Annotated in this window: 21 protein-coding genes and 1 pseudogene; 4 read left to right on the top strand and 18 right to left on the bottom strand. The window is 34.7% G+C overall.

The features are described 5' to 3' along the window. Positions 1 to 29 precede the first annotated feature (29 nt). The 16 genes from IPK91_06645 to IPK91_06570 all read right to left on the bottom strand — a co-directional run bounded on the left by IPK91_06645 (position 30) and on the right by IPK91_06570 (position 16,219). The gene (locus IPK91_06645) at positions 30 to 1,151 is read right to left on the bottom strand and encodes a hypothetical protein (protein ID MBK8296944.1); all 1,122 of its coding nucleotides are present in this window, start codon (positions 1,149 to 1,151) and stop codon (positions 30 to 32) included. Continuing rightward, positions 1,135 to 1,683 (bottom strand): SET domain-containing protein, encoded by a 549-nt coding sequence (locus IPK91_06640; GenBank protein ID MBK8296943.1) that lies wholly within the window; start codon positions 1,681 to 1,683, stop codon positions 1,135 to 1,137. Before IPK91_06640 ends, IPK91_06645 begins: the two co-directional genes overlap by 17 nt. Positions 1,684 to 1,749: 66 nt before the next feature. Then, positions 1,750 to 2,388, bottom strand: a complete 639-nt coding sequence (gene queE / locus IPK91_06635) for a 7-carboxy-7-deazaguanine synthase (protein MBK8296942.1) — start codon at positions 2,386 to 2,388, stop codon at positions 1,750 to 1,752. A gap of 14 nt (positions 2,389 to 2,402) precedes the next feature. Further along, complete coding sequence (locus tag IPK91_06630; protein MBK8296941.1) at positions 2,403 to 2,957, bottom strand: HAD-IIIA family hydrolase; 555 nt, start codon at positions 2,955 to 2,957, stop codon at positions 2,403 to 2,405. Continuing rightward, a complete protein-coding gene (locus tag IPK91_06625; GenBank protein ID MBK8296940.1) occupies positions 2,958 to 3,656 on the bottom strand; it encodes an NTP transferase domain-containing protein in 699 nt (232 codons plus the stop codon). 2 nt (positions 3,657 to 3,658) lie between these two features. Beyond that, the gene (locus IPK91_06620) at positions 3,659 to 4,237 is read right to left on the bottom strand and encodes a D-sedoheptulose 7-phosphate isomerase (protein ID MBK8296939.1); all 579 of its coding nucleotides are present in this window, start codon (positions 4,235 to 4,237) and stop codon (positions 3,659 to 3,661) included. A gap of 4 nt (positions 4,238 to 4,241) precedes the next feature. Continuing rightward, entirely contained in the window at positions 4,242 to 5,267 is a 1,026-nt protein-coding gene (locus IPK91_06615; GenBank protein ID MBK8296938.1) for a dehydrogenase, read from the bottom strand. Further along, positions 5,254 to 6,387 carry a glycosyltransferase gene (locus IPK91_06610; GenBank protein MBK8296937.1) on the bottom strand — a complete coding sequence of 378 codons (1,134 nt, stop codon included), beginning with the start codon at positions 6,385 to 6,387 and terminating at the stop codon, positions 5,254 to 5,256. Before IPK91_06610 ends, IPK91_06615 begins: the two co-directional genes overlap by 14 nt. A 5-nt stretch (positions 6,388 to 6,392) precedes the next feature. Continuing rightward, the gene (locus tag IPK91_06605) at positions 6,393 to 7,331 is read right to left on the bottom strand and encodes a glycosyltransferase family 2 protein (GenBank protein ID MBK8296936.1); all 939 of its coding nucleotides are present in this window, start codon (positions 7,329 to 7,331) and stop codon (positions 6,393 to 6,395) included. Positions 7,332 to 7,436: 105 nt separating this feature from the next. Further along, positions 7,437 to 7,961: a DUF4199 domain-containing protein gene (locus IPK91_06600; protein MBK8296935.1), complete on the bottom strand. Its 525-nt coding sequence runs from the start codon at positions 7,959 to 7,961 to the stop codon at positions 7,437 to 7,439. 84 nt (positions 7,962 to 8,045) lie between these two features. Then, a complete protein-coding gene (locus tag IPK91_06595) occupies positions 8,046 to 9,317 on the bottom strand; it encodes an amidohydrolase family protein (GenBank protein MBK8296934.1) in 1,272 nt (423 codons plus the stop codon). Positions 9,318 to 9,320: 3 nt separating this feature from the next. Continuing rightward, entirely contained in the window at positions 9,321 to 10,955 is a 1,635-nt protein-coding gene (locus IPK91_06590; protein ID MBK8296933.1) for a hypothetical protein, read from the bottom strand. After that, the gene (locus IPK91_06585; protein ID MBK8296932.1) at positions 10,952 to 11,350 is read right to left on the bottom strand and encodes a BatA domain-containing protein; all 399 of its coding nucleotides are present in this window, start codon (positions 11,348 to 11,350) and stop codon (positions 10,952 to 10,954) included. Before IPK91_06585 ends, IPK91_06590 begins: the two co-directional genes overlap by 4 nt. A 61-nt stretch (positions 11,351 to 11,411) precedes the next feature. Further along, the gene (locus tag IPK91_06580) at positions 11,412 to 12,929 is read right to left on the bottom strand and encodes a right-handed parallel beta-helix repeat-containing protein (protein ID MBK8296931.1); all 1,518 of its coding nucleotides are present in this window, start codon (positions 12,927 to 12,929) and stop codon (positions 11,412 to 11,414) included. A gap of 336 nt (positions 12,930 to 13,265) precedes the next feature. Then, on the bottom strand, positions 13,266 to 13,889 hold the full coding sequence (locus IPK91_06575; GenBank protein ID MBK8296930.1) for a hypothetical protein: 624 nt from the start codon (positions 13,887 to 13,889) through the stop codon (positions 13,266 to 13,268). Next, positions 13,874 to 16,219 carry an AAA family ATPase gene (locus IPK91_06570; protein ID MBK8296929.1) on the bottom strand — a complete coding sequence of 782 codons (2,346 nt, stop codon included), beginning with the start codon at positions 16,217 to 16,219 and terminating at the stop codon, positions 13,874 to 13,876. Before IPK91_06570 ends, IPK91_06575 begins: the two co-directional genes overlap by 16 nt. Positions 16,220 to 16,581: 362 nt before the next feature. Here IPK91_06570 and IPK91_06565 point away from each other — a divergent pair, with 362 nt between their 5' ends. After that, complete coding sequence (locus IPK91_06565; protein ID MBK8296928.1) at positions 16,582 to 17,271, top strand: OmpA family protein; 690 nt, start codon at positions 16,582 to 16,584, stop codon at positions 17,269 to 17,271. Positions 17,272 to 17,508: 237 nt separating this feature from the next. On the opposite strand, the gene IPK91_06560 is transcribed toward IPK91_06565, so the two are convergent. Next, positions 17,509 to 19,173 carry an amino acid permease gene (locus IPK91_06560; GenBank protein ID MBK8296927.1) on the bottom strand — a complete coding sequence of 555 codons (1,665 nt, stop codon included), beginning with the start codon at positions 19,171 to 19,173 and terminating at the stop codon, positions 17,509 to 17,511. A 276-nt stretch (positions 19,174 to 19,449) separates the two neighbouring features. Between IPK91_06560 and IPK91_06555 the strand changes: the two genes are divergently transcribed. The 3 genes and pseudogenes from IPK91_06555 to IPK91_06545 all read left to right on the top strand — a co-directional run bounded on the left by IPK91_06555 (position 19,450) and on the right by IPK91_06545 (position 22,788). After that, entirely contained in the window at positions 19,450 to 20,850 is a 1,401-nt protein-coding gene (locus IPK91_06555; protein MBK8296926.1) for an arginine decarboxylase, read from the top strand. 69 nt (positions 20,851 to 20,919) lie between these two features. After that, positions 20,920 to 21,789 carry an agmatinase gene (gene speB / locus IPK91_06550; GenBank protein MBK8296925.1) on the top strand — a complete coding sequence of 290 codons (870 nt, stop codon included), beginning with the start codon at positions 20,920 to 20,922 and terminating at the stop codon, positions 21,787 to 21,789. Between the two features lie 25 nt (positions 21,790 to 21,814). Next, positions 21,815 to 22,788 (top strand): annotated as a pseudogene (locus IPK91_06545) (deoxyhypusine synthase family protein). 9 nt (positions 22,789 to 22,797) lie between these two features. On the opposite strand, the gene IPK91_06540 reads toward IPK91_06545, so the two are convergent. Beyond that, positions 22,798 to 23,244, bottom strand: coding sequence for a TraR/DksA family transcriptional regulator (locus IPK91_06540; GenBank protein MBK8296924.1), 447 nt, complete (start codon positions 23,242 to 23,244; stop codon positions 22,798 to 22,800). Positions 23,245 to 23,365: the final 121 nt, after the last annotated feature.

The following is a 23,365-nucleotide window of genomic DNA, read 5'->3' as shown; positions in this document are numbered from 1 at the left end:
ATTTTAAACTTCAAAATAACTTATTGATTTCATTGGTTTGATTTTTCAGCATGTCTTAAATAAGCATCATATAAAACTTCTTTAATCAAAAAGCTAAATTTCGTATTTTCAAATCTCAATATAGCACCAATGCTTGTATAGTTTTCATCTTCTGATAGGCCGCATTGAGCATTTACTTCCAGAACCTGAATTGATCCAGTTGCTTTATTTCTTCTTAAGTCAACTCGCCCATATCCTGTTCCATTTAGTGCACAATATGCATTCCAACTGATTTCTTTAATTTTAGAAATTAATGTTGGATCCGGAATGTGATAATGCCATAGCGCTTTTTCATCTTGCAAAGGGGCTTCGTGTTCATATATTTCCCATAAGCGATCAAAGGATAAAAATTTTTCATTAGCCGGTAAACTCTCATCAAACAATCTTTCAACCGGAGCATAGATTTTTGATTCCTTATCATGTCGTTCGCTTCCGACAATTAAAGTGGTGTATTCTTCTCCATCTATAAACTCCTCAACAAACAAGCCTCCCTTAATAAAATCCCATCCATTATAACCATTTTGGATCGTATCGATATACGTTTTAAATGATTCGGGATTGGTAACAACAGCATTTAATCCAAGCCCAAGACTCCCTGCAGATATTGCAGGTTTTATAATAACTGGGGGCTTAAGTGTATTAAACACCTTTTTTATTTCAGGATTTTCAGGGTTAATGATCAACCACTTGGGTGTTGGAACTGCATGTTGATCAAATAATTTCTTCATCGGAATTTTGGAGGTGGTGATTTCATAAAAATATGGATCGGATCCTGTGTAAATCAGTTTTAAAGATTCAAGTAATTTGACGACTGATAATCCAGGAACCCCATTTTCTTCATCCCCATCACACAGGTTTAAAATTAGGGGCACCTTTGGAAAGGACTCAGCTTGAATATTCCGAATAATTGCATCATAATTTTCCAATGAAACGGATTGCCATTTCCAATCCAAGCCTAACTCGGCAAATACCAGGGTGTATTCCTGGATACTTTGACTAAAATCATAATAATATTGAAGATTTGGATCTTCCGTTTTCAAGTATGGGGCTAAAACCCAAACAAGCCAGTTTTTATCGTTTAAAAAGTGATTAATATCACAATTCAAAGACATGCTTATGGATCTTCTTTAATTTGCCTTGAATGAAATCTGTAAAGCGATATTTGCGAATGTTTTCCTCATTGAGGTAGCGGGCTCCTTTGATTTCATTTAAACAATGAGGGCTCAAGCATTGACAATCAAAGGTCTCTTCCATATCCCATTCAGTGGAAGGATAAAAAAAAGTAAATTCTTCCCCTCGTTCTATGTTTCTTATACATTTGAATTTAAAATCATTTGTATCGAAAAAACTATTTGGATCGCAACTATGATTTACATACTCCAAATAGAGTGGTGAAAGAATAATATGTTTGTCTTCTCCGGTTTGCACCGTATACCGGCTTGGACTGGATAAAATTTCAGCATAACTGAAATGACAAATTATAGATCCCTTTTTAAAATCTTTGAGCGCAATCAGTCGGTTTTGTTGAAGTTTTGGGTCAAAATCAATTTTAGCAAAGCTGGATTTAGTTTGCTGTCTGTTGGCTATTTCCATCAGGACTGGTTCTTGTTTGTAATTGACTGCAAAGTAATGCAGATTATTCATTCATTAATTTATTCCAATCCAAAATTTCTTTAATTTTTTTTCAACTAACATATAAAATGTTGAAAACTAACGGATCCCTAATATTTTATGGGATTGTAGGCTTAATTTCCATTGTGGGTTTTCTAAACAATACTTCATGGATAATTTGATATTTTCTTGAATTTGACTTCCATCCATTGGTTGGATGTAAAAATGTTTGAAATCCATCCACTCAAAATCTTTCGGATTTAAATCTTCCTGGGGATATACAAATTTAAGTTCATCACCCTGTTTGACTTTAATTTGGCTGGCTGGTTTCGGACTCATGCATACCCAATCAATAGACTCTGGCAGTTCTATGGTTCCATTTGTTTCGATACCAATTTCGAAACCATTCAAATGGAACGCTTCGATAAGTGATTTATCCAATTGCAACAACGGTTCACCACCAGTACAGACAAAGTATCGTTTACATTTCGGACTGGAATGCTTAGGCCATAAGTTTAAAATTTCATTAGAAAGTGCTTCAGCTGTTGCGTATTTACCACCAAAGCTTCCATCGGTACCAACAAAATCAGTATCGCAAAATTTACAAATTGAAGATAAACGGTCAGCTTCTCGGCCATTCCATAAATTACATCCACTAAAACGCAAGAAAATCGTCGGCCTCCCAGTTTGAGCACCTTCACCTTGTAAGGAATAAAAAATTTCTTTTACGGCATACATACTAGCTGTTCAGTTTAGTTATTTAATATTGCCGGTAGCACTTCAGTTCTCAATTGTGCCAAAGATTCAATGATATAATCGGGATTTATGTCTTGGAATCGATTGTCATTTTTATACTTAATCATCCCTACTGAAATCAATCCGGCTGACTTTGCAGCTTCTATATCTCCCGGACTGTCTCCAATCATAATAAGGATATCTTGCTTTAATGTAGGAAAATCCAAAATAGCCTGTTCAATCATACCGGTTTTTGGTTTCCTGCAATTGCAATTTTGATCTATTAAATGTGGACAATGGTATACAGCATCAATTCGACCTCCAGCGGCAATGGTTTCAGACACCATATAGTCATGAATCTTTTGAAGGGCCTCCTGAGTCATTCGCTTTTTCCCAATTCCTTGTTGATTAGTAACTACAATAATAAAGTTGCTGGATTTTGAGAGGTATTGAATTTCACTTAAAAAATCGGGTCGAAATACAAATTCAGGAATGGATTTTACATAATCATTCTCTATTTGTTGGTTTATAATTCCATCACGATCCAGAAAGATACTGATTTGTTTTTTCATTTAGTTTCTATCTACCAGTAAGGTTTGAGACCTCGAAAAATCTTCGGGTACACCAATATCAATAAACAATTTTTCCATAGGTGCTGCATAGATTTTCCAATCGTTGATTTTTTTCTCAAGGATTTCTGTTTCAAATGAAAACACAGCTTTAAGCTTACAATTTAAAAAAGCTTGTTTAGATATTAAATAAAATCCAGCATTGATATAGGCCTTGGAAATTGGTTTTTTTTCGTGAAAGTGCCTTATTCGCCCTTCGTCATCGAAATCCAAACTACCAAATCGATCTGGATTTTCAATTTCTGTAGTTGCCAGAATTAAATCTGCATGTTTTTGGTGGAATAGTCTTTCCATTAGCTCCAAATCAGCAGGAAAATAAGTATCCCCATTGGTTATAAAAACATGAGAAGATTTAGCTGCCTGAATCGCTTTCGCGATGGCACCTCCTGTTCCCAGTGCCTGATCTTCAACAATAAGGGTCTTATTCAAAGAAGGAAATTGCGAATTCAAATACCCAATGACTTGTTCGCTTAAATACCCTAATGAAAAAATGAAGTGCTCAATTCCGGATTGCAATAAGTAATTGATCTGGTATTGAAGAAATGCTTTTCCATTAACTGGAGCAAGACATTTCGGCAGGTTAGGGAGAATGTGTTGGATTCGACTTCCTTTGCCACCGGCCAAAATGATTATTTCTTTCAAAATCAAGAATTAAAGATTCGTTCTTCGACCATTTGGCAAATAATATGTCCCAAAAGGATATGTGACTCCTGAATCCTAGGGGTATCATCTGATGGAACTCCGATCCAAAATTGACAGATTTCTTTCAATTGGCCGCCTTTTGAGCCTGTAAGGCCAATTGTAATCATATTTTTAGCATTGGCAGATTCAATAGCACGAATTATATTTTTTGAATTTCCAGATGTACTAAGTCCAATTAAAATATCATCTTCTTGTCCAATCCCTTCAATCAGTCTTTGGTAAACAACTTCATAACTATAATCATTGGCTACAGCGGTAAGATAAGAGGTGTTGCAATGCAAGGCTTCCGCGGGCAATGCAAGACGGTCTGTATAAAATCTTCCGGATAATTCTGCAGCAAGGTGTTGCGCATCGGCTGCACTCCCTCCGTTTCCACAAAAATAGATTCGTTTTCCTTTTTGTAAAGATTTAATAATTTTCAGGCTAACTTGTTCAAGTTGTTCAATGATTAACTCATTACTTAGTAATTTTAATTTTACTTGAATGGATTCTTGTATAATTTCTCGAATAATTTCTTTCATAAATTTAATTTATACGCCAACTCTGTACGCCGTGCTTTGTAAATTGAAAATTCAGGAAGTACCCTTTATGCTTTTGTAATGCTTCGATAACTGCATACCGTTTGTTTTCAGGACAATAGAAAAACATAAAACCACCACCACCTGCTCCAGATATTTTACCTCCTGCCGCACCTGCTGTACGTGCAGATTCATAAATTTCGTCTATATATGGATTGCTGATTAAGCTGGCCATTTTTCTTTTTTGATGAAAGCCAAAATCCAATATTTCACCAATTACGCCCATTTTTCCTTGAAGCAAAGCATCTTTCATCCGTTTGCTTTGTTCTTTTAATTGATGCATGGCTTCAATAGAATCTTCTTTTTTATTGATTACATTTTTTTGTTGTTCTTTAATGATGTCAGAAGATTCTCTATTTGTTAGAGTAAAATAAAGCAAGAGGTTATTTTCAAGTTCATGCAAATATTCAGATTTAATTCTAAGTGGATTTACAATGACATTATTGTCTTCATAAAATTCCATATAGTTAAATCCACCAAACGTTGCTGCATACTGATCTTGCTTCCCACCAGCAAGTTTTAGTTCGTTTCGTTCAATATCATATGCTAAATGCGCCAGATCGTAATCACCATAAGGAATATTTAGCAGCTCTGAATATACTTTTAGGATGGCGACAACCAGCGTTGAGGAGGTTCCCAAGCCACTGCCAGCCGGAACGTCCATAGAAGTTGTAAGTTTAAAACCGCATTCAGGAAGCAAATGTTCTCTATACAATCGATTGTAAATTCCACATTGCAAATTAAACCCTTTTACTGAATCAAGGATCCTTCCTAATGGAAATGAGGCCTCAAGTTTTTGATCAATCGAATGAAAAATAATTTGTTTTTCGGCAATTAATTCAATGGTAGCATGGGCAAATTGTGAAATCGTTGCATTCAATACGGCACCCCCAAATAACTCACTGTAAGGACTTACATCTGTGCCGCCACCAGCCAGGCCTAATCGGAAAGGTGCTTTGCTACGAAATATCATGATAAAAGTTTACAAGCTGATTAACAAAATGATGCCAGCTAAGTTTAGCCCGTATCGTTTGAATTCCCTTAATAAAATAAGATGGATCCAATTCAAAAAACTGAAGTACTGCATGACTTAATGCCAGGGGTGTTGGTTCACATACAATACCGGCAACCATGTGGGGTACCATTGCTGGCAATCCTCCAACATTACTGACAATCATAGGCTTTTCAAAATGGTAAGCAAGTGGACTCACACCACTTTGGGTTGCATGCCGATAGGGTTGAACCACGACATCTGCTGCAGAAAAATAATATCTGATTTCACTGTCAGGAATAAAATGAGTGTGTAATAACACCTTGTCAGACAGATTTAAATTTTCAATAATGGTTAGATACGGTTTTGAATCTTCGTAAAATTCACCAGCAATTAAGAGTTTGATCTTTGAATTTATTATTTCAGTATGGGAAAAGGCTTCCAATATTAAGTCAAGTCCTTTGTAATTCCGAATAAAACCAAAGAACAATACGATTTTATCCTCTTGAGAAATATTTAATTTTTCCCGTGCTGTTTTAATATCCAATGCGGTACCGAAATTATCATACAGTGGATGCTCTAAGGTCATATTGGGTACATTTGGTCTTAGTGTTAGTAAGTCTTTTTGTACTTTTTCACTCATAGTTATAAATCCTTGTGGACTGCTGATAAAATACTTTGTAAACCATGTATCACCAGGCCTTCTTTCATGAGGGATTACATTGTCAGCAATGCATATTATTTTAATTGATTTATCCATTTTAACCAATCGCAGGATTGTACCCAAACAGGGTCCCATAAAGGGAAGCCAGTAGCGAACAATGATTAAATTGGGTTTATATTTTCGAATACGCCTTCCAGTCTTAATCCAATTAAATGGGTTTATGGAGTTAATGCAAACGTGAATGTCTAAATCTACTGGAGGTTTTTCATCAGAGTATTGGCTCGTTCCTGGAAATAAAAGGGAAGGATATTGGAGTGAAAAAGTATAAATCGAAGCTTCCCAGCCTATTTCTTTAAATGCTTTGCAAAGTCTTTCGTCAAATGATGCTAATCCACCCCGAAGTGGGTATGCTGGGCCTATAATAGCCAATTTTAACATGGATATTAATTAAGGCTTTTATCAATGAGATAGGTATTTCGTTCAGAGGCATTTCTAGTAACCAATTCTGCTAAAAATCCTGTAAGAAATAGTTGTGAACCTATAATCATAGACACTAAAGATAGAAAAAATGCAGGTCTTTGAGTAATTCCCATTTGTCCATAAGCATATTTTGTAAAGGCTAAATAAGCTACAAAACACAAGCCTAAAAAAAAGACTAACAAACCAACCGATCCAAAAAAATGCATGGGCCTTTTACCAAATCTACCAATAAACATAATGGTTGAAAGGTCCAAAAATCCATTAATGAAACGGCTCATTCCAAATTTGGAATACCCATATTTTCTGGCACGATGCTGAACAATTTTTTCTCCAATTTTTCGAAAACCTGCCCATTTTGCTATTACTGGAATGTATCGATGCATTTCTCCATAAACTTCTATGGATTTAACAACTTCTGAACGGTATGCTTTTAAACCACAATTCATATCGTGAAGTTTTACACCGCTCATCCAACTGGTCACTCCATTATAAATTTTGGATGGAATGTTTTTCGTCAAGGCATTGTCGTATCTTTTTTTCTTCCAACCTGAAACAACATCATAGCCGCCTTCTTTAATCATACGGTATAATTCAGGTACTTCTTCCGGACTATCTTGTAAATCAGCATCCATTGTAATTACAACGTCGGCCCGACATGAATGAAATCCAGTATTTAATGCGGCCGATTTTCCATAATTTCTTCGAAATTTAACACCTTTAATTTGAGGGTGTTTGAGGTTTAATTGCTCAATCACAGACCAGGTTTGATCCGTACTCCCATCGTCAATGAACCAGATTTCATACTTAAGGTCAGTTGGATCTAAAACTTTTTGGATCCACAAAACCAATTCTGGAAGTGATTCTTCTTCGTTAAATGCGGGTATAATTAATGCGAGATCCATCTGGCAATTGTATTGTAAAAATAGAAAGGTTCTGCCATTCTTTTAGATATATATAAATTAATTGTATATATGTGCCAATTATCTCTATAGAACGGGCTTTCAGTATCAATATTTTGAGAACAATTCTTTAGGATCATTCTTTTTTACAACAGCTGCAATAATGCAAGCAATAATAAAATAAATGATCATTGCCCAAAAAAACATCATTATATAATTACTAAATGTAGCAAAATTTTGAGTCTCAATTTGCGCTAATTGTTCTTCAGCTGCTGCATCTCCCATCCAGGACCGCATACTCTCGATCATTTTTATGGCTTGTTCTCGTTGCTTTTCTTGTAATCCAGGGTCAATAAATTTTACAAGGATCCAACTAAAAAAGCTTGTAAAAAAACTAGAAACTATAGCGCACAACCAAATTGGAGTTAATGCTAATTTCCAGCTGATAAAGCCTCCCAATTCTTCTCTTTTTTCAATACCTGCACGATACATAATATAAATACCAAAACAAAAGATAAGGATAGCAGCCATTACATTTTCCATCATGCCCAATAAATAAAGGAGCAAAGTGGTTGCAATGGAAATTCCAGCCCAAATGAGTCCAAGTTTTATTGTTGATTGATATGATTTCATAATTCCTTAAATATAGTGCTTACAAATTTACCAAGTATATGGTATTATTTAAAATTATCATCCATTTCATAGCATTCTAGTATTTTAACTTGAATAAAAACTGGATTTACTATAACATCCTAAAACTTTTCCCTTGAATGTTTTACCACTAAAAGGACTATTTTTTGAAAGCGAAGCACTGTCTGCCAGCTCATAAGTCCATTCTTTATTTGGATCAAACCAAGTAAAATCACCCGTAGAACCAACTTGAATGCTGCTGATTGGTATTTGGAGGATTTTAGCAGGGTTGATACTAACTGCTTGAACCCAATGCTCAATTGAGAGTTCCTTTCCCAACAATGTGGAATAGGCGGCAAATGCCGTTTCTAAATTAATTGCTCCAAAAGCAGCGGATTGAAATTCTAAGTCTTTCATTTCGATATCCCATGGAGTATGATCCGAACAAATAATGTCAATGGTGCCATCTTGTATTCCTTTAACAAGTGCTTTCCGATCCCGTTCTGACCGTAAAGGGGGTTCCAATTTAAGATTTACATTAAAATCTTCAAGCTGTGTATCATTGTACAATAAATTAAATACAGATACAGAACAAAATAAATTTTTAATTTTTGACTTGTCAATCTTCAGTTGACTGACTGCTTCTGCGGTAGATAGTTTATGAATTAATAATCTGGATTGTGTATATTTTAGAATTTCAATATCCCGATAAATATGGATCGTTTCTGTCAAAGAAGGTATTCCTTTGAGTCCTAAAGAAGTACTCGTATAAGCTTCATGCATTTGTCCTGATCCAGCAATTCCTTTATCAATGCATGAATTAATAATCAATCCATTAGGAATGAGTCTCACATATTCAAGCGCCCGCATTAAAAGTCCACTTTTTTGAATGGGTCTTTTCCCATCTGAAAAAGCAATGGCTCCGGCTTCATCCATTTGAAGTATTTCAGCGAGTTCTTCTGATTTGCATTCTTTGCTCAAGGCACCTATTGGATATATATGAACTGGTAAATTCGAAGATTTGGTTTTTATAAAATTTACTTCGGATTTAGAATGTATAACTGGATTTGTATTTGGAAAACAACATATTGAAGTATATCCTCCTTTACAAGCGGCATTTGCAATTGATTCTAAGGTTTCTCTGTGTTCAAATCCAGGTTCGCCATGCAGACATCCCAAATCAATCCAACCAGGAGACAAACACGTATCTTTTCCTTGAATTTCTTTTACTTTCTTACTCAGGTTGATTTTCGCTTTAATTTCAACAATGGTTCCATCTTTAATCCAGACATCACGCACAAGTTGGTGATTTGGACTATTGGGATCTATGATCCGGATGTTTCTAAAAATACATTCCATATTCTAATGATTTTTCCAAAACCGGATTAAAAGGGATTCAATAATCAGAAATATAAATGATGCAATTAATAAATACCACCAAAGAAAGGGGCCTGATCGCTCAGATTTAATTACACTCGTAAAATCGGAATTGTTATTGTCATTTATTAATTTACAAAATCCCCCATAATATTTAGATAATTCTTCCGGTCTTATGACAGCTAAATTGGATTCCCGCCTGCTATCATTAAAGGCTGAATAAGCTAATAGTTCTTCTTTATTGTTGATCGTATAAATTCCTGCGGTTTTAAGTTGATCGTATAAGTCTATAATTAAATTTTTAGCGGAAATTCTAAATGAAGGAATAAATGTTTCAGGACCAATCAAACTGACTATAAAATCTTGTTCATTGATATTTTCCTGAAGGGTCAAATTAATTTGTGGATTATTACTTAAATCATAAGTATAATTCTGGTTTCTTTCTGATGCGATCGCTGCTTTAAATAGTAATGGTAAAAATATTTCAGCATTTTTTGATAAGTCATTAAATTTTTGATTCAAAGGGCATGCTGAAATAAAAACAGACGCATTTCCGGCTTTAATCCGGCTTATCATTGGCTGCCCGTCGCGAAACGTAACAATCTGTTCATAAGGCGCCCCACCGATCAGTGTATAATGTCCAAAACTTGTAGGCAATTTAATTTGATCTCTCGTCGGATTAAAAACATCTTTAAAGATATCTGAATCTAGATTGGCATGGGTGGCAAGTTTTCTTGCGGTATCGAAATTTGTAAATTGTGGAATATTTAAAACAGAAAATAAATGAATATTATCATTTTGCGCAGTTACTGGTCTTGGGAAGATAAATAAATTGCAAGCTTGTTGTGTCGCTTTTTGCAATTCAGTTGCCATTCCAGTGCTTATATCAGCCAATTCATTTAAAATAATCAATCGAAAACTTCCAAGTTTACTATAATCAATTTGATTTTGCTGTTGACTTTTAACTTTAAAAAAGGGTATTGATTCCAATGCTTTTAATAAAATTACTGGAATTTCTTTTGAATAGAGAACCAACACATCAATTTGTTGGTCCGTTTTACAACACATATAATAGGAATCATCAAATTGAACTGGGAAATCTTTTATTTTGATGATAATTTTTTGCCAGGACTGATCAGGGACTTTTATGTAAAAAGTATCTATTTTAGATTTTCCAGTTTGAATAAAAATAGGTTTTCCAGGATATTCTTGTCCGTTAATAGAATAAGAAGTACTTAAATTTTCAACCGGACTGTTTCCAAAATTACTTACTTTATAAATTAAAGCGTGTGTTTGCCCTGGGAGTAATACTGGGGAATCAAAATAGGCTGTATCAATACTGACATTATTTTCTTCTACACTTTGAATAGGCACTAAATTGATTTCAAGGCTTGAATCCACTAAATTTGAATCCAGGTCACAAATGGACCTTTGAAAGTCGGATAATAAATACGCGGTACCGTGCGCGACCCCTGCATTCTTAAAACATTGACTTTGCTTTGCAATAATTTTCGATAAAGGTTGAACAGCAGGCCCACTTTTAATGTCTTCCAGAAAAATCAATGCATCATCTTTTGATACAAGCCTTTGATGTTTACCTTCAAAATCATTGGTAATCAATTGAAAGCGATCATTATCTGAAGAAGCGCGGATAATATCCCTGGTTGTCTTTTTGCTTTTTGTAATAAGCTGCCATCCTCAGAATTCGCATTCATGGACCAACTATTGTCTATGTAAATACTGATGGATTCTGTTTGCTTTATTGCACTTCGACCGGAGTTTGAAAATGGTTGCGCAAATGCAAGGATCAAAGCTGCCAACGCAAAAAGTCGGGACAACAGGATCAATAAATTTTTAATACGATTTCTGGTTGCAGTTTCTTCAACCAATTCCTTAAGAAAGCGAACATTGGTAAATTCAATTTTTTTATACCGTCTAAAATAAAAAAGGTGAATTAAAACAGGTATTGCTAAAATGAATAGAGTCCAAAGAAAAGTAGGAAAAACAAATTGCATGTTTCCGAGTAGGTGCCTGCAAAGTTATATAAAATCCAGTAAATTCCTTATAAATTCAGGCTTAAAGCCTCTTTTTTATTTCAATTCGATCTGAATGACTGCTTTTTTCATTAAAAACCTGAATCGTGTAAAATCCAGCTTCTAAACCGTTAAAATCCATTTCAAAGGCATTTTCTTCATTTTTATGTTCACGTATCACATTGCCTTGAAAATCATATACTTTCACATAGAATGGCATGTTTTCTTCGTTCCAAACCGTATAAATCTTTTGGTCTTTTGTATACAAACTGCTCCAATAGGATTTAATCCCTGTGGAAGGAATTTCTGTTTTGAAATTTTTTAACGAGGGTAGAATTCGATTTGTAAATTCTATGGCCCCAATATCCACATGAAAGTCTACCTTTCGTTTGTTACCTTCATAATCGGTATCAGATATCAAACTATCAAGACCGGCATTGATTGCAGGACTATTCCCTTTTAACCGAAAATTGAATTGATCATTTCCTGGTTTAGCAAACTCAAACATTGGATCTGCTTTAATGGCCCCATTTCCATATTCACTGTTGACACAATTGTATTGCAAATTATTTTTTATAAGAATTTCTCTGCTCACTAATGTTGAAATTCCAGATTTGCCTTCCGAGGAATAAATGATATTATTTAATACATTAATATATTCACTTCCAATCAGTTGGATCTCCGGATGCTTGCAAATGTGATTTTCAGAGTTTCTATAAAAACTGTTATTTATAAGATCGATTCCAAGGGCATTTTCCATCCAGATGGCTCCGGAACCATTGGTATATAGGATATTATTATGGATTAAAACTTTGGATTTATATCGACTTTCAGCTTTTTCTGCCATGTGTACCCGCATTACAGGACTGCAGGAACTTACCAGACTGGAATCATTGACACTGTTTTTTTCAAAGGTATTCGATTGAATAAAACTATGTAATCTATTGATATCATCCGTAAAAACGCCATTCCTTAATTCCAAAGTTGCTTGTCCTCCTGCTTGTAGGGCATTTTTAAAAAATTTATTATAACTTAAAGTAAGATAATCGAAATAATTTGCAAATACAGCACTTCCTCGGTGGTCTTTGATGAAATTATTGTATAACTTAATATGGTTGCAGGGTGCCTCATAGCTGCCGTCCAAATAAATCCCTGTAGTAATGGAATCTGATATCTGTGTTTGTGTCCCAAATATTTTTTGTGTCTGAATTGTAAGTCCTTCGATACTTACATAATTGCAGGAGCTTAAATGGATTCCGTATTTAGTCTTTACTTGTAAAACAGGTTGATGATTTCTGTAATTTTTAAATACAATCCATGCATTCTCTGTTCCGCTTTTATCAAAATCAATCAACGCCTCGGAATCTGAATAATAATCTCCTTTCATGATATAGACCGTATCCCCTCCAACGGCCATGTTTGCAGCTTTTTGTAAAGTTCTAAAAGGAAGAAACCAATGAGTCCCTTTATTAAGGTCATTCCCAGTAACAGAAACATAGATTCCTTTACCAGAAGCTGGAACAAATAAACATCCTAACAGGAATATTGAAATAAACCGCATATCGAACTATCTAATCAGGCAAATTTAGTCTAAAGAAGACCTAACTTGGTCAAACGCTGCTTTTAATTTATATAAATTGTAAGGTTAAGGGAAATGTTTTAAATGTAGCTGAAATTTTTAAGTTACAAATCAATTATTTCGCAAGCTTTATTTTTTATAGAATTGGTGAAAAAATGATTTCCCATTTAATTAAGATTACAATTTTTGAAAATGAATCCCAGGTAAAGAAAACCAAATAAAATTCCTTTAATAAGCCCCGTAATTTATTATTCGTTTTGATAGATTTAATGATTTCAGGACTTGTATGAAATTTATAAAGCCCAAGAGCATGATTTATCAGGCCTTTACTTTATAATAGGATTCAATCAAATTTTTATAAAGGCTGGATGTGTTTAATACATCTTCATTACCAATTAAGATGATTTGATCACGTGCTCTGGTAAGCGCTACATTAAGTTTTCGATCAACCCCATCAGCATTTACTGAGCTGATTTGGATCATCTGGGAGGGGTCAGAGATAACCGTTGAAAGTATAATAATATCTCTGGAGCCACCTTGATATCGTTCAGCGGTATCTACCGTAATCAGATTTTCATCCAGGGCAAGGACTTGAAGTTGCTGTTTTATTAATGCGATTTGTGCCCTGAATGGAGTAATAACACCCAGGGTTAAATTGGTCCAGTTTATTTGTTGTTCTTGGTACAAAATATATAGAGATTGAACGATTTTAGCAACCAAAATGGCTTCAGTTAAATTTATTTTTGCTTGTACTGAATCCGTTTCATTTTTACAATCAATAAATACAATGCGTTCGGTACAATGCCAAGAGGAATTTGAATTTGTTTTTTTGAATTTTTCAGAATAATTTTCAAGCTGTTTTAAACCAAAGTCATCTGGCAGGGTTTGAAGTCTTTCCTGATAAAAAAACGTTGATGGAAATTCCATTAATTGTCGATGCATTCGACCCTGAAAATGAAGCATATCATAACAGTGGGTCCAATTTTTTGTTGGACAATATTTAACATGCGTTCAAAATAGGACGTGCTCAAACTTTTAAATCCTTGTTGGAGTAGCAATTCAGATTGAATTTTAGATTCATCCTCAGTTTGTGCCGTTACAGCTGGTAATTGCATATGATCTCCAATCAGTATAAATCGTTTGAATCTTGATAGGATTCCAATTAATTGCGATTCTAGTATTTGGCTGGCTTCGTCTATGATAACGGTATCAAAATTTTTAAGTTGGAATAATTCACGTTTTCCTTGAATGGATGCAAGGGTTGCGGTAACGATTCGGGTACTGTTGATCAATTTTTGCAATTCTCTTCTGGTTTTAAAACCACTTATTTTTTCTTCCAATAAGTTTTTTCTGAATTTTGGATGCACTGCATAGCGCGAACCGATTCGTATAAAATCCAGATCACTCGATAGATTTATGGATTCAATAGCCTCACAGATTTCATCTACCGCACGGTTGGTGTAAGCAAGTAATAAAATAGATTCCTTGCTATTCTGAAAGAGAGATGCTGTAAGATATTTAATAACCATACTCGTTTTACCACTCCCAGGAGGACCCCATAAAAGAAAATAATCTTTTGACTTGAGTATTTTTTGTAAGACAGATTGGATTATGGAAGGTGTGTTTTCAATTAACGGAATTCCATTATTTAATATACCAGGTTCTTGCAATCCTAATAACAAGGCTCTTTTGGTTTCTTCCGACTGACAAAATTCTGTAAGTCCTTGAAATTGTGTTGTAAAATTGCGATCCATGGAATCATGTTCTAAATTCCATTTTTTACTTTGAGCGATTGCAAGTTTTGGAAATTGTCTGGTTCTTAATCGGATGTGGTATTCTGAAGGAAATTGTTCTATCAAGGTACATTTATAAACTTGCACTCGCAATATATCCGGTTGTTGATACAACACCAGGGTATCCCCAATTCGAAAATTTGATAAAATTGAAATCTCCTGTGGAAATTTAAGAATAAGAATCGGGTAGTCATCCCGGGGAGTAAGCATCGAACTAATTTCTAAACCAGGCAAAATCATAAAAAATTCAATTTTTTCTGATTCTGACAACAGCCATAAAGATGCAAGTCCTTCAGTATACTGAATATTTGCTCTGCCTAATTTAGCAATAAATTGTTCACGTGCAATAAAACCTGAAAACACTTTGAAGTATTCTTTTTCAAATGAATTTAAGCTTTTATAAATGTTAAGTAAAAATCCTGCATCTCTTTTTGTATAAGATTCTGAATTACTAAAATGCTTATCATTTAAACTGTCCAGAATAAAAGTATCTTCTTTTTTTCTGTAGGCGAGATGTAAATGCATTAATATTATGGAATTCCTTATTTGAATTAACTCGTGTATGATCTCTTCTATAGCCGGTGCAAAGCGGAGTGAATTTTCAGACTGACTGGAATAAAGTACATGGCACTTGATGCGTGAATCATTTCCATAAACTGATTGAATTAATAAATAATACAACATGATTTGTGCATGATGATCCGTATTAATTCCATATTTGTTTGGTAAATAGGGTTTGCCACTTTTTAGTTCGAGAATCCAGTAAAATGCTTTTTCATAATTTTCATATAAGACATCCAGTCGTCCTTGGATTCCAAATTGAACAGAATAGAAACTAGGTTCTAAGAGACAGTCTTTTAATTGGATTTCTTCTACATTGAAGCGGCTATCAATTAGGGTTTTTATGTTGTAAAAATGTTGACGGACCGTGTCATAAAATTTTTCAACCTGTACATCATCAAATAAGGAAAAAGCTAAAGGATTGTGTTTAAATAATTGGGTGATTAGATCTTCAAGTTTTAAATCAGGGTTTAGTATTAATTCATCTAAAAATAAATTGACTGAGGTTCCGATCAATGTTGAAAATCCGGGTGGATTGTACCAAAAGTTTGAAACCAATTGTTTTAAAACCTGACTGCCTTGATGGTTAAAACAAGAAGCAACTGAAGTTACATCGATCAAGTAATCAGGCAATAAAACAACCGCATCTGCTTCCCAAACGGAATCATGCTGTATTAATCCATGAACATATAAATCAATAGGCCCTTGCAGGTAATTAAAAATTTGGGACAGTTGTTTTTGAGTTTTATCTGTAAGTTTTACAGTAGTTAAAAGCTGTATGTCCTCCTGATTTTCAAGAAGATAAAACCTCAGTATTTTCTCTTCCTGGGAATACTCAATAGCATGAATTCTAGTTGATTTTAAAGATTGGGATCTTGTCGGTTCTATTACATTTTTACCTGAGAGGGTAGATTCCAAAGGGTTCATTTTATTTTAAGGATGGTGTTCGTCCAAATGTATGAAAATTTTATTGTACCGTGTAAAATGTTAATTATCAACAATTTAAAAACACGTTGCGTCACGGAATTCATTTTTTGTCGTTAGTATTTATAAAGGCTGAATGATTTCATTAGGCTGGTTCAGGAAACCCTGCATGGCTGACTATAAATTTTTGGTTGGCAAATTATTATTTGTTTTTTTGTGACTTTTATGCTTTAAATTTTAAATAATTGTTAATAGTCCTTAACTGGAGAAACATTATTTTGTTATCTTCGTTTTCCTAATATTGGTTTTTAGCATTAAAATCGTAACTATCAACAAATAAGTCATCAATACAAACCATGAAAATTTCAATTAAGCCAATACTGTTTCAGAACAAGCGACAGGAAATTGTATTTATGATTGCATTTATGCAAATGTTGCTTTTGCTGATGGCTTTTTTATTTATGCAATGTAAAAAAGCTGAAAAGTTGCCTTCTGGCAATTCGCCTTCGGAATCGACGGCGGCTGTAGACACTTCAAAAAAAGCAACTTATTTAGTCGATACAAATTACGTTCCGATTGCATATCATCATCCAGAAACAGTTAAACAAACTTTAAAAAATCTGGAAGCCCTGCATTTTACAGAAGGCGGTATTGCTGCGCAGGTTTTAGATTATCTAAAGCGAGGTGATAATGATTTTGGAGAAGATTTTAAATTTATCTATTTACAATTTAAAGGTCGAACTGCTGAAATCATCGAAAAGTTTAATAAAGAAATTCCTGAGTTGGCCAACATCATGAATAGTTTTCCCAATTTAAAAGTTAGGTTAATGGCCTATACAGATGATATTGGTGATGAAAAGGCAAATGAAATCCTGGCAGAAAAGCGAGCAAAAGCTATTCAAAATCAATTGGTAGCTGCAGGAATTGCAACCGATAGAATTCAAATTAAATCCTTTGGTGAAAAATATCCAGTTGCAAACAATAAGACGTTTGACGGTCAAATGCTTAACAATCGTATTGAGATGTTGATCATTAGTAAATTTTAAATACTTAGAAACACATAAGAATTTTACCTACTACTTAAAAACCGGTGTTTAAATGTAAACACCGGTTTTTTATTTTTTGGAGCCCTGTAACGTGCTTAAAGAGTATATTCTTTGCCAGTTAAAAAAGAATGGTTTTGCTAACAATCTTGATATAAGTTTTTTTTTATAAATTCAGAAAAATTTGAAATTGAGATTTTCTAGCCTAAATCCGATTCAAATAGAATTTATTTATTGTTATTAATTGAGACGACTTTTTCTCATCCCGTAATAAAAATAGATAATCAAGCCAATCAATAACCAACAAACGAACCAAGCCCAGTTATTTGCCGTCATTCCAGTTAGTAAATACGAACAACTGGAAACTCCAAGTAAAGGGATCAGGGATAAATTTTTCACATATGCCAAACCTGAGAGAATTAATAGTAAACACCAAAAAATTATGCTCGAAATTTTTAAGGTTTCTTCGTTGCCATCCAAAACAAAAAGGTTTTTAAAATAATCTGGAAATAGAAAATTAATGATAAAAAATGTGAATAGAACCATCACAGGAAATACAAATTTGCCATTGATGTATTTTAATTGAAATCTACCTGCAATTTTTTCTTTTCTTGGAATGAGTAAAATTCCACCACAAACAAGGGCAAATGCAAATAAAGTTGCAATGCTTGTAAAATCCAATACAAACGTTTTATCAGTAAAAAGTATAGGAATACCTACAACCAAACCAGTAACGACTGTTGAAAACGAAGGGGTAAGATATCGTGGATGAATTTTTTTGAAAGCAGGAGGCAACAATCCATCACGACTCATGCTCATCCAGATCCGTGGTTGACCCATTTGAAAAACCAATAACACACTGGTCATTGCTATTACAGCTATAAATGAGACAATTAATTGCATCCACGCATTGTGCTTCATTTCAAAAATAAATGCCAAAGGATCTCCAACGCCATCAAATTGTCTGTAATCTAAAACACCGGTCAATACAAGTGCAAGTAAGATATAAATGACCGTGCAAATGACCAGCGAATAAATCATTCCTTTTGGTAAGTCCCGTTGAGGATTTTTGCTTTCTTCCGCAAAAACACTGATCGCATCAAATCCAATGTATGCAAAAAATACCCCACTGACCGCACTCATCACCCCACTAAAGCCGTTGGGTAAAAATGAAGGATGGCCTTCTGAATTTAAGGGCATCCAGTTTCCTGCCTGAATGTACAAGGCACCCACAGCAATCACTAAAAAGATCACCAATAATTTTAGAGCGACCATGACGTTGCTAAAATTTCTGGATTCTTTTACACCTATATATACTAGTATTGTAATCAACACATTGATAATAAGGGCAGGCAGGTCTAATATAATTCGAAGTGAACCAAACATGGGTGCATGATTCCAAGCGGCGATCAATTCGGCATTTGTAGATTGGTTGGCAAAAGCTTTTTTAGCTTCAAGGTAACTGCAGGTCAGATATTCAGGAATATGAATGTGCAATCGTTGCAACAAGGAGGTAAAATAATCGCTCCACGAAAAAGCTACATAAATGTTGCCAATTGAATATTCCATTAAAAGTGCCCAACCAATGATCCAGGCGGCTAATTCACCAAAAGAAACATAGGCATAGGTATAAGCAGATCCAGCCACAGGTAATCTGCTGGCAAATTCAGCATAACACAAAGCAGTAAATCCACAGGCAATGCCTGTTATAATAAATAATAAGACAACCCCGGGTCCTCCTTTAAAGCAAGCTTCGCCCAGACTGCTAAAACTTCCGGCCCCTATAATTGCGGCAATTCCTAAAGCTGTTAAATCCTGAACGGTTAACACTTTATGAAGGCTATTGGTATGAGAGGCTTCAAGAAATGAAGCCATTGATTTTTTACGGAATAATTTTTCTAACATATATTAAAATTATTTAATATGATTTTTAGATTGCTCGGTAAACATAGTCAATTTTATGGTGAAATGGCTTGGGATCATGTAGCCTGTTTCCAGATCAAAGGGGGCGAAAGCTTGCTTTTATTCAATAAATGAACCGTTCAGGATCTGATACAGAATCTTTGACAATCGACTTCTGATAATTTTTAGCAAATTCACAGGTCCATTTACTATTTTAAAGCTTCAATCTACCCATTTTCCAATATATTTGTGCCCTTATAGAAAAACGATTATGCCGAAATGGTAAATAAATATTTTGACCTCATTGACCAGTCTTATTACTTTCCACAGGAAAGTTTTGATCTGGAAAAAGACGAACTCATTTTCAACGGAATTCCGGTCATGAATCTGATTGAAAAATATGGCACACCTTTTAAAATGACCTACCTTCCCCGCATTGGAGATCAAATTAAAAAAGCAAAAAACCAATTCAATAAAGCCATGAAGTCATTAGACTATGATGGCAAATACTTTTATTGTTATTGTACAAAATGTTGCCACTTTTCATATGTTCTAAAAGAAGTATTGCAGCACGATGTGCATTTGGAGACATCCTCTGCTTTTGATATCGATTTGATTGAAAATCTTTATAAAAATGAGTTGATTGACAAAGATCAAATCATTGTAAATAATGGATACAAACCCAGACAATATTTGCAGAATATCGCAAATTTGATTAATTCGGGATTTAAAAATGTAATACCGGTTTGTGATAATATTTATGAAGTAGATCGCTTTGATGAATTGATTCATAAAAAATGCAAAATTGGACTTCGTGTCGCAACGGAGGAAGAACCCAGTTTTGAATTTTATACTTCTCGATTGGGTATTCGATCTTCACAAATTGTCCAATTCGCAAAAGAAAAATTTAAAAAGCATAAAAAATTTGAATTGTATATGATTCATTTTTTTGTGGATACAGGTATTAAGGATACTGCATATTATTGGGGTGAATTAAAAAAAGGAATTAGTACATATACCGAATTAAAGAAGCATTTTCCATCTATTAAAGCCATTAATATCGGGGGTGGCTTGCCCATTAGGAATTCACTGGGTTTTGAGTATGACTACAAGTATATGATCAATCAAATAGTAAAAATGATCCGGGACAGCTGTGATGAAGCGGGTGTCGATCATCCGGATATTTTTACAGAATTTGGTAAATATACCGTTGGCGAAAGCGGAGCTACAATTTTCTCTGTACTTGAACAAAAGCAACAAAATGATTCTGAAATCTGGTATATGGTTGACAATTCATTGATGAATACCTTACCGGATAGTTGGGGAATCGCTGAACGATTTATACTTCTTCCAATCAATAAATGGCACAATGATTATTCTAGAATCAATATTGGTGGATTGAGTTGTGATAATTCAGATTATTACAATACGGAGGCATTAAATCAACAATTGTTTTTGCCCAGATACAGCCGAGAAGATAAGGAGCCCTTGTTTCTTGGATTTTTTCATACCGGAGCTTACCAGGATGCTTTGTCAGGGTATGGAGGCATAAAACATTGTTTGTTGCCATCGCCAAAACATCTCATAGTAGATCGGGATGAAAACGGAAATCTTGTAGACTGGATTTATAGCGAAGAACAGACTTCAAAAGATATGTTGAAAATTTTGGGCTATAATTAGTTAAGGAATTTTGATTAATTTTATTCCGAACCCTGAAATCGGTTTTATTTCATTTGAATTAAACACATTATGAAAGAAAAAATTCAAACCTATGCCGGTATTCCTGCAAAATATGCAAGCTATGATTCAGCAGGTGTATTGTTGACATCTATACCTTTTGATGGAACGAGTACCTGGGGTAAGGGTGCTGATGAAGGATTTAAAGCATTTATGGATGCCTCTGCCAATATGGAACTTTATGATATCGAAACGCAGTCAGAGCCCTATAAAAGAGGCGTTTTTCTGGAAAAACCTTTAAAAGTTAAAAAATCTACACCAGAAGAAATGGTTGAGATCGTTTATAAAACAGCCATCCAACAAATCAAATCCGGCAAACTTCCAACCTATTTTGGAGGAGAACACAGTATCAGCATTGGAGTTTTAAGAGCATTTGCACAGAAGCACAAAAACCTAACAGTTGTTCAATTAGATGCACATACCGATCTGCGTCAGGAGTATATGGGCACAAAATTCAATCACGCATGTGCATTGGCAGAAGCTCAGAAATATACCAACTTGATCCAAGTTGGAATCAGGAGTATGGATATCAGTGAAAAAAAATACCTTCAAAAAGAAAAGGTTTATTTTGCTCATCATATCATGGATAATGATTTTTGGATGGAGGAGTCTTTGAAAAAGATGACAGACAAGGTTTACATCACGCTCGATTTGGATGTTTTTGATTCTTCCTTGATGCCAAGTACGGGTACCCCTGAACCTGGAGGCATGCAATGGTATCAAGTGTTGCAATACTTACGCATGATATTTTTAAGAAAAAAAGTTGTAGGATTCGATATTGTTGAATTAGCACCCAATCCACACAATCAGGCGCCAGATTTTTTAGCTGCCAAACTCTATTATAAGATGTTGGCTTACTATTTTGAACGTTCTGCAAAATAACTTTATAAAAGATTATAATAAATTTATGAATAAAGGTCCGGTTTCTCAATTTATAGCACACCATTACAGACACTTTAATGCTGCTGCTCTTGTGGATGCAGCAAAAGGGTATGAATTGCATCTTACAGAAGGCGGGAAAATGATGCTCACGCTGGCAGGTGCAATGAGCACTGCCGAACTGGGTGTATCACTGGCAGAAATGATCAGGCAAAATAAAGTCGATATTATCTCATGTACAGGTGCTAATTTAGAAGAAGACCTGATGAATCTGGTTGCACATTCACATTATAAACGAATACCACATTATCGGGATTTAACGCCACAACAGGAATGGGAGCTTTTAGAGCAAGGGCTCAATCGGGTGACTGATACCTGTATTCCGGAAGAAGAGGCTTTTAGGAGATTGCAAAAACATATTTATGAACTTTGGAAAGATGCTGATACTACCGGGCAACGTTATTTTCCACATGAATATATGTACCAAATGCTATTGAGTGGAGTACTTGAACAATATTATGAAATTGACCCCAAAAATTCCTGGATGCTGGCCGCCGCTCAAAAAAATTTACCAATAGTTTGTCCGGGTTGGGAAGACAGTACCATGGGAAATATTTTTTCATCTTTTATTATTAAGTCAGAATTAAAAGCATCCACGATGAAAAGTGGCATCGAATACATGGTGTTTTTAGCGGATTGGTATCGTAAGAATTCAACCGGGAAAGGAGTAGGATTTTTTCAAATAGGGGTGGCATTGCAGGCGACTTTCCAATTTGCGTGGTTCCCATGATGTATCAGGATTTGGAATGGCACGACGTACCATTTTGGTCTTATTTCTGCCAAATATCAGACTCTACAACCTCCTTTGGATCCTATTCAGGTGCAGTACCCAATGAAAAAATTACCTGGGGTAAACTGGACATCCATACACCAAAGTACATTATTGAAAGTGATGCAACAATTGTTGCTCCTTTGATTTTTGCCTGGATTCTCGGCTGGTAAAATGTGATTTTATTCTAATGGAGGATTGTCTTCCTCTTCTTCTTCTGAATACATGGTTGAATCATTCCGCACTTCTGCAGGTGGAGCAGATGGAAGCTCACTTTCTTTAGCTTTTACACTTTTTGTAGCATGAGGAACTAATAACAAGCGCTGTTTTTCAATTAAATCACCGGTTACAGTACAAATACCGTAGGATTTATTTTTAATTCGAACTAAAGCCATTTCGAGGTTTTGAATAAACTGCTTTTGTCGTTCGGCCATTTTTGTAAGAAACTCTATTTCAGTATGAATAGAACTATCATCAAACCAGTCTCCACCTTGTTCGTCAGCCATATTATCTCGCAACTCCATCATTTGTTGCTCAATATCCTCCAACTCTCTTTTAGTGCTTTCCAGCTTATCATCTATGACTTTTTTAAATTCAATCAATTCCTCATCTGAATACCGAGTCTTCATACGTTTTTAAATTTGGGCAAAATTAGATATATATATTTTCTTGATGTGAAAAATTTATTCTTTTACAAGACAATAATGCAACATGCTGATAAACAACACATTAAAAATTAACAATAATATA

The sequence above is a fragment of the Saprospiraceae bacterium genome (genome assembly GCA_016712145.1).
Lineage (GTDB): Bacteria > Bacteroidota > Bacteroidia > Chitinophagales > Saprospiraceae > Vicinibacter.
This window is presented reverse-complemented; position numbering and strand designations above follow the sequence as displayed.